Genomic DNA, 11,905 nt, shown 5'->3' with positions numbered 1-11,905 from the left:
GCTACCAGTCGCCTCGCGACTTCTCCGAGGGCTTCACCGCCAACACGTCCGACTTCGTCCGCCCGCGGAGGCTCGCCACGTACATGTCCTCGATGGAGGCCGGCGGCGCGGTAAACGTGCCCGCGAACTGGGCCCGCATCACGTAGCCCACCGAACGCGGGCTGTCGCTCCACCACGTCGGCTCCTCGAAGAAGAACGTCGCCCGCTCCGGGCTGAGCACGCGCCGCTTGAGGGCCTCGGGCGCCAGGTTCAGCGAGTACGGCGCGCCCCGGTACTCCTTGTCCTCGATGAGCGGCACGAAGCCCGCCGGCACCGCGTCCTCCACCACGTAGTACGCCGAGCGCGCCTTGTTGTCGCCGCGCGCATCGAGGGTCAGCTCGACGAACACCTCCTCGCCCTGAGCCACCTGCTCACCGGCCGCCAGCGCCACCTTACCCTCGGGGCGCAGCACGTAATACCGGCGCTCGATGCTCATGCCGTCGGCCCTCGGCTGCACGTCCGCCAACGGCGTCAGGGCCTTCGCGCGCAGCGTGGCCACGCCATCGAAGGAGCCCACGTTCACCGAGCGCGTCCCCGGCTCGAGCGTGGCCACCAGCCCCATGCCTCGCGGCGCGAAGCTCACCGTGCCCTTGGCGCCCTTCACCTCCGGCGGCGGCAACTTCTTGAAGGCCTTGGCATCCCGCTCGATGAGCCACAGCGAGTGCAGCAGCGCGGTGCTCCGATCGAAGGTGGAGAGATCCGACTGACTGAGCAGCTCCAGCAGCTGCCGGCGCGCCTTGTCCACGTCCAGCTTCCCGAAGGAGGCCGCGTGCGCGAGCAGCGCGGTGAGGCCCACGCGCCTCAGCGGGTAGTGGAAGAAGGCCTCGGACTCGGGAGACGTCTTCAGGCTCGCCAGCTTCACGAAGCCCTCGTTGCTCGCCGTCACCAGCGAGTCCACGCGGGCCTGCAACGCGGGCTCCTTCATCACTCCTGCCTTCTCCGCGGCCAGCACCGAGAGCGCCAACGGGTACAGGTCTCCCGGCGTCGCGCGGTCGATCAGGGCACGCACCCGCGCCGCCTGCCGCTCGCCGTACAGCCGCGAGAGCACGTAGGCGCGCGTCGCGTCGTACTCGAAGGGCAGGTTCTCCTGCGCCTCCAGCCAGCGCGCGGCCTCCGTGAGCCGGCCGTCATTCGCGTCCACCAGGCCCGCCTCCGAGGCGTAGGCCAGGCCGTCCAGGGCGATGAGCGTCATCGCCACATCCGGCGTGCTGTAGCCGCCGAACCACGTGAAGCCACCGCCCTTCACCGCCAGAGAGAGGATGCGAGCCGTACCCTGCACCGAGCGGCTGCGCGCCTCGGCCAGCAGCGCCTGGCTCTCCGGATCCAGCTTGCCCAGAGCGTCCACCTTCTTGAGCGTCTGGTAGAGCGCCACGTTGGGCACTGTGGTGGAGACAAGCTGCTCCAGGCATCCATACGGATAGGTGAGCAGCTCGCGCACGTTGGTGAGCGCCGCGTCCACCAGCGACGGCTGGAGCACCAGCTCCACATCCGCCACCGAGGCCGTGTTCGCCGCCTGCAGCGACAGCTCGCCGCCACCCCACACGGATACCTTCACGGGCTCCTCCAGGGCCGCGGGCCGCACCGGCAGCGCACGCCGATCCTTCAAAGGATCCTTGCCGCCCGTGACGTCCACCGCCAGCTCGGCGAAGCCCGCAGCCGTGGCCTTGATCGGCAGGGGAATGACCTTCTCACCACCCTCGCCCAGTTCTACCTTCTCCTGCGTCTGGTTGGCCTGGAGCACACCTGCGGAGGCGAGCTTCACGTCCAGCACCTGGCTGCCCTTGGAGGCCGCTCCCGCCGACAGGCGCACCGAGGCAAGCGCCTCGTCCCCCGCGCGGAGGAACTGCGGCAGCGCCGCGTACAGGTTGAGGCCGCCGCGCGTGGCGAACTCCGCCGTGCCCTCGCCGAAGCGACCCGAGGTGTCCGCCGCCACCGCCGTCACCACCCACAGCGTCTGGTTGGACGGCAGCTTGAAGCGCACCGTGGCGCGACCGTCCCGGTCCGTCACCACGTTCGGCTGCCAGAAGGCCGTATCCCGCTCCTCATCCTTCGCCTTGCGCGTGGGCGGCTTGATGGAGGCGAACGCGTGATCCGGCAGCCCCGCCATCTTGCGCGCCAGCGCCTCGCCGTAGCCATAGCCCTGGAACTCGGCCGAGTAGAAGTTGGACACGTTGTTGCGCGCTGGCGGGTAGAAGAAGTCCAGCACCTTCGGGCGGAACTCCGTCTGGACGGCGTAGACGGCCTTGTCCACCACGCCCACCGAGAGCTGCGACACCACACCGTTGCCGTCCTTGTCCGTCACCCGGACGTCGATCACCTGCTCGGTGAGCGGAGTGGCCTCGGCACGGCGGGGCTCCAGCTTCACCGAGAGGGTGCGCTCAGCCGGGACGATGCGGTAGGCCACCGTGCGCTCCTCCCAGCGGCCCGAGGCCGTCGGGTACGCCACGGACACGTACACCGCGCTGCCGAAGCGCTCCTCCACCGGGAAGGAATGCACCAGCGTGCGGCCGTCCTGCTTCACCAGCTTCGTGCCGAACAGGCCCGCGCCCGTATAGGTGATCCACACCGGCCCCGAGTCCTTGCCGCTCGGTCCCCAGCCATCGGGCAGCAGGCCCACCAACTGCGCCGTGTCCCCCGGAGACAGCGTGCCCGAGAGTGAGGCCAGCGTCAGGTTGGCCACCCGCGCCACCGGCTCGTCATTGCCGCCGATCACCAGCATGGACTGCTCGCCCGTCCATGCCTTGCCGTTCTTGTCCTTCACCGTGAGCCGCGCCAGCACCGTGCCCACATCGCCCGTGGGCACCTTCTCGCGGGCGACGCCATCCGCCCCCGTGGTGACCGAGCGCTTGCCCAGGCTCTTCTCGCTGCCGTCCGCCTTGCGCAGCACGAACTCCACCTCGGCCTGCGTGACGCCGTAGGGCTTGCCGGACAGCGTCGTGGCGCGCACGGCCAGCGTGGCCTCGCCGCCCTTCTTCACCACCGCGTCCGAGAAACTCCCCGCGCCGAACACCTCCACGTCCGACAGGAAGAAGGAAGCGCTCGCGTTGGCGAACGTCCCCTGATCATCCCGCGCGCGCACCGTGAGCGTGTAGCGGTACGGCAGGCGCTCCTCGCCCGGCTGCAGCGCGGGCACGTTGATCTCGATGACGGCCTCGCCGTTCTCGTCGAACTTCGTCGCGCTCTCCCACGAATCGCCCTCCGCGCCGCGCTCGGCCACCGTGGAGTAGAGCCGCTCCGGCACGCTGAGCTTGCCCTCGGTGGTGGAGGCCGTGCCGTACGTCACCGCGCTGCCCGCCCCTCCCTTGCCCGCGTCATCCACCCACGCCGGAGCATCCAGCAGCGAGCGATAGAGGAACACCTCGTACTTCGCGCCATCGGGGGCGCCACCCGCGTAGCGCCGCGCCCGCACCGTGGCCTTCAGCGTCTGGCCGGGGACGATGTTCTCCTTCTCCGGCGTCATCTCCACATAGAAGGTGGGCTTCACATAGTCCTGCACGCGCGCCTCCGACTGGTGGGACTGGTCGTCCACCGAGGCGTTGATGCGCAGCACGCCCGTGCCCAGGTCCTCCGGCACGTTCATCTCGCCGTGGAAGCTGCCGAACTCGTCCACCCCAACGCGCGTGGACACTTCGCGGCCCTCGGCCGACTCCAGCTTCACCAGCACCTCCTTCTTCCGAGGCGTGAACATCCGCGCGAGGAAGGTGTCCGGCTGGCGCAGCACGCCGCGGAACTTCACCGTATCTCCCGGCTTGTAGATGGGCCGATCGCTGTAGATGAAGACGTCCGGCGCCACCGCGAGCGACGAGTAGAAGTCCGTGTCCACCAGCGCCGTGTCCTTCTCCACCGTCGCGGTGGCCAGCAGGCGCGGCTCCGTCACGGCCAACGTCACCTCGCCCTTGTCGTCCGTCTTGCCCGCGGGGCCCTTGCCCGTCGGCAGGAACACCTGCACCTGCGCTCCGGCGCGCGGCTGCTGATCCCGCCCCGCCACGCGCACCAGCACCTGTCCGTCCGTCTGCTTGAGCTGCACGGTGAGGTCCGTGACGACCAGCACCACCTGGCCCTCCACCTTGCCCTGCACCAACTGGAGCACGTACGTGCCCGCAGGCAGCGGCGCCAACATCACCCGGCGCTCCTGGAAGCCACTGCTGCCGTACGTGGCGAAGCCCGGGACGCTGAAGTCCACGCCGCCACCGCCCAGGTCCAGGTTCAGCCACTGGCTGCGCGCCACGGTGAAGCCAGGAGGCACGCCAATGAGCTTGTCCGGGCCCTCGGCCATCTTGTTCAGCGTGGGCGGCGTGTCCTCGGGGCCGCGCTTCGGCAGCGACTCGGAGACAGCCTCGCGGAACTCCGTGCTGAAGGAATACAGCAGGTACGTGCTGGGCACCTTCACCGCGTTGAGACCCCGGCTGAGCGCGCGGCCCGGGTTCTTCAGCACGGGCGGCTCCTCGTAGGCCCGGCGCATGTCGCCCTGCGCCTGGATGAAGGCCTCCAGGTTGTCCGGCTTGAGCACCCGCAGCTCCACGGGGCCCTTGCTGTTGAAGGCCACGTCCACCGCCACCGGCTCGTCGGTGCCATAGGCCCGAGGCACGGTGATGTAGAGCGGCTTGGCCGCAGCCACGCCGGCCAGCGTCAGCGCGGCCAACAGGGAAATGCGCGAGGAGTACCTCATGAACCAAACCCTCCCGGAACCAGCGAATTGCCCTGCACCGTGCCGCGCAGGCCCACATACGGCAGTGTCTCGAGATCACGCCGAGCGGCTTCGATCTCCGGCGGCGCCGAGCTCGGCACCGGCTTGTTCTTCCCCAGCTGCTGCTCGGACCAGTACCCGTCCGCCAGCAAGTGGCTGAGCAGGGGGCCCGTGTTCACGCCAATCGTCACCGAGCCCGGCTCTCGCAGGCCCTTCACCACCGGCCCCGCCGCGTTGATCAGGTTGGGGCTCTGGCCCTCGCAGGCCTTCTGCAGCCGCTGCAACACGTCCGGCGCGGAGGCCAGCACCTGGTGCTTGCACAGCGTGGCCTGCACCAGCCCGTTGCCACCGTTGAACATGGTCTTCAGCGCGGCCGCGTCCTCCGTCCGGCCCCAGAGGATGGCGAACTCGTGGCCCAGGTCCGCATCCCCGCGCGGCGTCCATACGAACGCGATCTGCCGCGTGCGCACCTGGCCCGCGTCCTCGCCCTTCCAGTACGCGCCGACCTTCGAGCCCTCGAGCGACTCGGGCAGCTTCAACTGGAGCGCGATCAACACCGGCGTGTCCGCGGGCACCAGCTTCAGCAAATCCTCCGAGAGCGGCTGCGCATCCAGCCGCACCTGCTCCTTCAGCGGACCGGCGATGCCGCGCGCCACCAGCTTGTTGCCGTCGGCGGCGAACTGCAGCCGGGTCCCATTGGCCAGCCCCAGCGCGTGCGAAAGGAACGCCATCTCACGCCCAAGCACCTCGTTGTCGAAGCCCAGCTCCAGGTCCACACCCGAGGGCGCCTCCAGCTTCGTCAGCTCCACGCACAGGCCGCGCAGGACCATGGACGGCTGCCTCGCCACCACGAGCCGATCCGAGGCGCGCCCGGCGTACAGCGACTGCTCGCCGACGAGCCAGCGTGAAATCTTGAAGCCCCCCTCGGGCGCCTTGACGGTGGCACCCTCCGGGCACGAGGCCGCAGTGAAGCCGCCACGGCTGGTCACCTGGTCCATGCTCTCGTAGGCGGTGACGGCACTGCCGCTGGGGCTGGGGATGATGAAGGCCGGAGCGTTGGTGTCGCTGCCGCCCACGAACCACAGCGCGCGGAACGGCGAGTCAAGCAACTGCCCGGCCACCACGTCGAACACCGCGCCCTTGAAGGAGGCCTTCAGGTCCTCACCCGTGGAGCCGAAGAAGGCCGCCCACGAGCTGGCGAAGCCCTGGCCGAGCGGCTTCTTCAGCTGCTCCTGGAGCCACCGGTTCTGCACGAGCGCACCGCGCACCTTGGCCGGGGAGTACACGTCCACCCAGACCGCGGGCTGCCCCTCGCTGGAGACACTCAGCGGCTTGGGAGGCGGAGGCGGAGGCATGCCCTCCACCGTCGCGCCCGCGCTGGGAGTGCCCGGCCCACTGGGGCCCGCTCCCTCCGAGCCGCTCGAACCCGAACTCCCGCTTCGGCGGCCAAGCACGAAGGCACCCACGACCGCGCCGGTCACCAGCACGGTGACGATCGCCACGAGGATCGCCTTGGAGGCACCACCGCCGGGCGGCGGTGAGGCCGGCGTTGGCGTTTTATCCGTGGGCGGAGGCGCGCCCGGCGGGTTTTCGGATGAACTCATGGCATCCACTCCTTGAAGCGGAAGAAACCGAGGAAGGCAGTGTTCTGGGGCACGGGGCGCCACTCCAGCGGCGCCTCGGTGACGAGCCGGTGCAGCACGCCCGTGCGGACGGCGGCGCCCTTCTCGCCCGGGTGATAGACGACGCGCGCCGGGGCGTGCGCCTTGTCCTCCGGGCGCACCACCAGCATCAAATGGAAAACGGGGCCCGAATCGTGCTCCTGGCGGAACGCGACCAGATCTCCGGTGCGCAGGGACTCGGCGGTGGCCTCATCGCGGCCCAGCGGCACGAAGCTGCGCGTGAGCAGCGTCTCCGCGTCCGCGAACTCCGAGGGCCGTCCCTGCACATCGAGCCACAGGGGCCGCGCGAGCCGCTCCGGGTAGAAACGCTTGTGCGCACTGCGATAGGCGAAGCGCACCAGCCCCGCGCAGTCCCGCTGGTCCGGGTGCCAAGCCGGATCGAACTTTTCGATCTGCGCCAGCGCCACCTGCCCCAGCTCCCGGCGCAGCAGCACGTCCCGAGCCTCGCGATTCCCGGACGCGGAGAGCGTCTCAGGCGCGGCGGCGGCCGGAGGCGTGGAGGCAACGAGCGCCACGGTGAGCAACAGAGCGAGCATCGAGGGCCTCAGACGGCGTCAGTCCCCACCCTCGGAGTTCTCGCCCTCGCCCTCTCCCCCATAGCTGTCGCCCTCTCCTTCATAGCCGCCCTCGTCGCCCTCACCCTCGTTGCCCGAGGAGACCTTCTTCGCGGCGTCATCGAGGTTCTTGGGCCACGTGGGGCCGGTGGGCTTGGGATCGGCCGTGGGCACGTACACCTCGGCCTGGTTGTTCCCGAGGATGTTGATCCACGCCAGCACGCGCGTGGTGCCCGGCGTGGCCAGGGGGATACGCACCATGCGGCGAACCTCGCCGGGCGTGCCCTCGAACAGCGACACGTTCAGCGTGGCCACCGTGTGGGCCTTGTCACCGCTCGGCCAGTAGTTGGTGGCGATCAGGTAGATGCCCTTGGGGGGCGCCCGGTGAACATAGAGGTAGGGGCCATAGGCGGGCTGGTCGAAGTCGCCGCCCTGCTCGTTGAGGAAGAAGGTGCCACCGCTGGGGCTGGCCGTGTTGGCCCAGTACACGTGCGCCATCTTCGCGCCCTCCAGCTCCAGCCCATTCGCCCCCTTGGTGACGCTGCTGTCGGTGGGCTCGTAGACGTGCAGGTCCGTGTACACGCCCTCGGTGTCGCTGGTGAGGATGGCCTTGAGCGGCACGGGCGGAATCTGCGCGTACGTCGTCACCTGCGCCTGCGCCGTGCCGGCCTGGTTGGTGGCCATCACCGTGACGATGTTCTTGCCGCTGGCCGCCGGGAACTTGCGGCTGAAGCGCCCGTTGTAGGTGCGCATCAGGTAGCGGTCTCCATTGATGGAGACGACCACCGGATCAATGGTGGTGTCGCTGAGCGTCCCCTCCACGAGCATCATCCGGTCCACCGTCCAGCCACCGGAGGGAGCGGTGAGGGCGACCTTGGCCAGCTTCGTGCCCTTGCCGATGGGAACGCCCTGCTGGCGAGGGTTCGGGTGCGGCGTCTGGGTCAGAAAGAGGGCCAGGAGTACAGGCAGCATCGGGGCTCGTCCTGTCAGGGTAGGAGACCGTGGGCAAAGCCCACGGGGCGACAGACTGCGGCACCCAGGCTCCTCATTTCAAGCCGCCTGCCAGTCCTCCCCCGATGCATGGACGACATACTTGTGGCACGAACCACTTTCAGCGTGGCTCACATCCACGAAATCGGAGTGGGCCCCGGGGCCAACAGCCTCATGGCGACCTCACTCAGCTCCCGAGGCACTCGCGGATTGACGACGTGGGGCGGCGGTGCGTAGGGCCCCGGGTTCTTGCGCGTGAGCGCCTGGTAGAGCATCACCCCCACGGCATGGAGATCCTCGCCGATCTCGTCGCTGGTGAGCGCTCCCCAGCCCGGGAAGGCTCCGCCGATGTCGGTGAGGACGGACTCGAGGCGCCCCTTGCGGACCGTGATGTCTCCGCTGGAGATGCTGGGATAGCGCACGCCCTTGCGGTGCATCTCGCAGAGTGCCGAGGTGATGCCCAGGAACACGTGAAGCATGTCCCGGGCCGTGGGCCCGTACTGGTGGTACCACTGGGTCAGCGTCATCCCTTCCACGGCTTGAAGGACCAGGAAGGAACCGCCCTCTTCCTCCGGCCAGCGCCCCTGTGCTTCCAGAGCGGCGACGTGCGGGCCTCGCAGCAACTTCAGGCAGGTGACCTCACGCTCGGCGAGCACCTCGGGTGGCTCGAAGAAACCACTCTTCTGGGAGGAGCCCAGCCACTTCAAGACGAAGGGCTGCCCGTCACGCTCTACCGCGTAGAACGCACCGTGGCGGCCCTCTCGGAGGTGCCGAATGACCTTCCAACCATGGACGCAAGTGCCCGGAGCAAGCATGTCAGTCATGGAAGTGAGCAGTCCTGTTGGGGAGGGTTGCTGGTGGCTGACCTGATGGGTAGTATGTCAACAACCTGAAGGCGTGTCCATGCCAGCGGCCCACTCTCCCAGCGCCCACATGCCCCGGCGGCGCTCTCGCCTGAAGGGCTCGCCATGAGGCTGCCCCCTCTACCGAAGGTGGCTCCGGGGCTGGAGCTGTTGGGCTGCACCGTGGAGGGACTGGTGGATATGGGGGGCTTTGGTGCCGTGTACCGCGCCCGTGATCCCGCTGGCATGCTGTACGCGCTCAAGTTCATGGCCCTGGCACGCGCCGGAGGTTGGGCCCAGCGCGAGCAGGAGATTCTCCTACGCTTGAGGCACTCGAACATCGTACGACTCTGGGGGAGTTGCCTCTGGCCCGAGGAGTCCTCCGAGTTCCTGGTGCTCAAGCTGGAGTTCATCCCGGGACAGGCGCTGGACCACTGGGCGCACGAGTGGAATCCGGACGCACGGGAAGTCGCGGGCAAGGTGCTGGGCGTGGCCCGGGCGTTGGCGGTGGCGCATGCGGAAGGGGTCGTCCACCGGGATGTGAAGGAGGCCAACATCCTGGTGCGCGAGGCGGACGGGGAGGCGGTGCTCATTGACTTCGGCGCGGGCTACTTCGCACGGGCGCCTACCGTCACGGTGGCGGTGCTGCCGCCGGGCACGCCGGACTACCGGGCCCCGGAGGCATGGCGCTTCGCCGAGGAGCACGAGGCGGATCCGCGAGCGCACTACCGGCCCGGCCCCTTGGATGACGTGTACGCGCTGGGCGTGGTGCTCTACGGGTTGCTGACAGGCCAGCGCCCCTTCTACCTCGACCGGGAGGAGGACGGGGTGGCCGCCATCCTCCACACTCCGCCGGTGCCTCCGCACGTGCGCAACCCGCGCGTGCCCGTGGAGTTGAGCCAGCTGTGTCTGCGCCTGCTGGCCAAGCGCCCCGAGGAGCGAGTCGCGGGGGCGGTAGTGCTGTGCCAGGAGCTGACGGAGCAGCTGGCCGCGGCGGATGCGCGCTGGGCGGTGCGGCTCCAGGAGGTGGGCCGTTTCATGATGGGCAGGAACCTGCCTCGCGCGCCTCCTCCTCCGCCCGAGCCCAACCCCGGCGTAGGAGAGCCCGCCGCGCCGCTGGCCCTGGCGCCCTCCAGCTCCGGTGCGGGGGCCGCCGTGCCTCTGCGGCCCGTGGCGTTCCATGCCCTGGGGCGGGCGGCGCTCTGGGCCGGTGCGCTGGGGGTGGTCGTCTGCCTGTGCCTCTTCCTTCTTTCCCGGAGGGAGCGCGTTCCACGCGAGCCCGAGGCTCAGCCTGTTGATGCCCACCAGGTGAAGCCGGGTACTGGTCAGGAAGTAGCGCCTGCTGGACAGGAGCCGGAAGCTTCGCGGGCCGCAGCTCCGTCCGAGCCGGAGCCCACCTCTGCGGCCGCCGCCCCTCTCGCGGTGCCTCCCGAGGATGCCTCCGCCATGAAGACACGCGACACTCCCGCCATGCCCTCCCGGCAGAAACCCCGCTCCCCGGGCCTGGGCCCCGTGGGCAAGAAGGTGGCCACGGGCGCCGTCTGCGCCACCCTGGGCTGCACCCCCGCCGCGGCGCCTCAGCTGCGTCCCAACGCTCCTGAGGAGTGCCCTCGTGGCGCCCTCGAGGCCATGGCCGGGTTGAACATCCACGTTGGCGACGTGCACTTTGCGCTACTCAACCCAGCTCAAGGTCTCGACCGGGTGTTCGTCAAGGAGGGGGAAGCGACCTTGAGGCTCGTGAACGGGCCCTTCGAGGGGATTCCTGCGGGCTCCACCCTCAAAGGGCGGCTCCTCATCGGCGCGGAGCGCGTGTACGGGCGCTTCACCCTAGCGCAAGAGTACAAGGGCCCTCGTACGTGGCCTGTCTGCCTGGAGTTGCTGGGCGGCGATGACGAGCGCGGAATGCCAATAGAGGTCTCGACGGACGACGAGGCGAGGGTCGTGAACTCTGCGTCGGTGAGAGTGGTGGATCGCTTCAAGTGAGGTGACTCCAAGCACAAGGAAAGGCATGATAGAGGCGACCTCCCAGGACACTACGTCCAGTCCCTACTCAGGAGGTTCTGTTCCGTGCTCGCCTCGTTCCCCGCCGCTCTCCTAGCGCTGCCGCTGCTTGTAGGCACTACCGCCAGTGCGCAGCCCCTGGCCTTGCCCTGCGAGACAGGAACACGTCGCATCGAGCTGAAGGCGGAACCCGCTGGAGAGGCGCCTGAGCTATGCATCGGCCCAGGGGTATCCACCACGATCATCTTCCACGGTGCGGAGCTCCTCCCCGGCGGCATCACCCTGGACGGGCGGGAGCGCTTCACGCTGGTGGATGCGGGGAGCACCATGCTCCGGTTGGAGCCTTCAGAGGGCGTGATGCCGGGAGAGCGCTTCCGGTTGATAGTGCGCTTCAAGGACGGTGCAGCCCCAGCGAGCATCGCCTTCCGGCTAGGAGTATACGCTGGGAAGGTGGAGCCCCTCGTGGAGGTGTACCGCGAGAAGCGCACGCTGGCGTCCTACCAGCACGAGATACAGGAGAAGGAGACCCAGCTCCACCAGTGCCGAGAGGTCCAGGAGCGGCTGCGCGCCGAGAAGGAGAGCCCCGGGGGCCTCACTGGCCTGCTGGCCACCGGGCTCCTGGACGACAGGGGGCTCCTTCACAAGAACATCTTCACGAGCATCGGGAAGCGCCCCGGAAACTTCGCCCAGGTGTTTCGGGCCATCAGCTATCGCTCCACCCGCACGGTCGCCATCGTTCTGTGGTTGGAGGTTCCCGATGGCATCCAGCCCTGGCGAGCGGTGAGCGCGGAACTGGTGGGCCGAGATCACCGTGCGCTGCGCGTGCAGCATCCCTGGCAGAGCACACCCCTCACTTTCGGGTCGAAGGAACAGCGCGTGGTAATCGAGGCAGAAGCAACGGAAGAGGAAACGCAGGGGAGCTTCACCCTCAAGGTGTGGGGCGAGGATGGGACTCGGAACCTCATCATCTCGGGGATCACCTTCCCTTGAGGAAGCGGGCTTCCCATTTCGCGTCCGATTCCTCTCACGCACCGAGATGCCAAAGACGAACGCTGGCAAGAATTCCGCAGCGTGAGCTGAGAAAGAAGTAGCCGGTGTGACCTTGACGTT

At 68.8% G+C, this 11,905-nt stretch carries 7 protein-coding genes; 2 read left to right on the top strand and 5 right to left on the bottom strand.

Annotated features, from left to right (window positions below; translation table 11 throughout):
* Window position 1 precedes the first annotated feature (1 nt).
* From KY501_RS14675 to KY501_RS14655, 5 genes are all read right to left on the bottom strand, one after another.
* Entirely contained in the window at window positions 2-4,708 is a 4,707-nt protein-coding gene (locus KY501_RS14675) for an alpha-2-macroglobulin family protein (RefSeq protein WP_224363558.1), read from the bottom strand.
* Window positions 4,705-6,330, bottom strand: coding sequence for a hypothetical protein (locus KY501_RS14670; RefSeq protein WP_224363557.1), 1,626 nt, complete (start codon window positions 6,328-6,330; stop codon window positions 4,705-4,707). Before KY501_RS14670 ends, KY501_RS14675 begins: the two co-directional genes overlap by 4 nt.
* On the bottom strand, window positions 6,327-6,944 hold the full coding sequence (locus KY501_RS14665) for a DUF1175 family protein (RefSeq protein ID WP_224363556.1): 618 nt from the start codon (window positions 6,942-6,944) through the stop codon (window positions 6,327-6,329). The genes KY501_RS14670 and KY501_RS14665 overlap by 4 nt, the downstream gene beginning before the upstream one ends.
* A gap of 18 nt (window positions 6,945-6,962) precedes the next feature.
* A complete protein-coding gene (locus KY501_RS14660) occupies window positions 6,963-7,934 on the bottom strand; it encodes a DUF2135 domain-containing protein (RefSeq protein ID WP_224363555.1) in 972 nt (323 codons plus the stop codon).
* Window positions 7,935-8,083: 149 nt separating this feature from the next.
* Window positions 8,084-8,776, bottom strand: coding sequence for a serine/threonine-protein kinase (locus KY501_RS14655; protein ID WP_224363554.1), 693 nt, complete (start codon window positions 8,774-8,776; stop codon window positions 8,084-8,086).
* A 144-nt stretch (window positions 8,777-8,920) separates the two neighbouring features.
* On the opposite strand from KY501_RS14655, the gene KY501_RS14650 reads away from it, so the two are divergent.
* Together KY501_RS14650 and KY501_RS14645 are read left to right on the top strand one after the other, a co-directional pair.
* A complete protein-coding gene (locus KY501_RS14650; protein WP_224363553.1) occupies window positions 8,921-10,777 on the top strand; it encodes a serine/threonine protein kinase in 1,857 nt (618 codons plus the stop codon).
* A gap of 84 nt (window positions 10,778-10,861) precedes the next feature.
* On the top strand, window positions 10,862-11,785 hold the full coding sequence (locus KY501_RS14645; RefSeq protein WP_224363552.1) for a DUF2381 family protein: 924 nt from the start codon (window positions 10,862-10,864) through the stop codon (window positions 11,783-11,785).
* Window positions 11,786-11,905: the final 120 nt, after the last annotated feature.

This window comes from Hyalangium versicolor (assembly GCF_020103695.1).
Classification (GTDB): Bacteria; Myxococcota; Myxococcia; order Myxococcales; family Myxococcaceae; genus Hyalangium; species Hyalangium versicolor.
This window is presented reverse-complemented; position numbering and strand designations above follow the sequence as displayed.

Excerpts from the sequence above, each read along its gene's own strand:
- KY501_RS14670 (WP_224363557.1), bottom strand. The coding sequence starts at position 6,330 with ATGAGTTCATCCGAAAACCCGCCGGGCGCGCCTCCGCCCACGGATAAA.
- KY501_RS14650 (WP_224363553.1), top strand. The coding sequence starts at position 8,921 with ATGAGGCTGCCCCCTCTACCGAAGGTGGCTCCGGGGCTGGAGCTGTTG.
- KY501_RS14655 (WP_224363554.1), bottom strand. The coding sequence starts at position 8,776 with ATGACTGACATGCTTGCTCCGGGCACTTGCGTCCATGGTTGGAAGGTC.
- KY501_RS14675 (WP_224363558.1), bottom strand. The coding sequence starts at position 4,708 with ATGAGGTACTCCTCGCGCATTTCCCTGTTGGCCGCGCTGACGCTGGCC.
- KY501_RS14665 (WP_224363556.1), bottom strand. The coding sequence starts at position 6,944 with ATGCTCGCTCTGTTGCTCACCGTGGCGCTCGTTGCCTCCACGCCTCCG.
- KY501_RS14660 (WP_224363555.1), bottom strand. The coding sequence starts at position 7,934 with ATGCTGCCTGTACTCCTGGCCCTCTTTCTGACCCAGACGCCGCACCCG.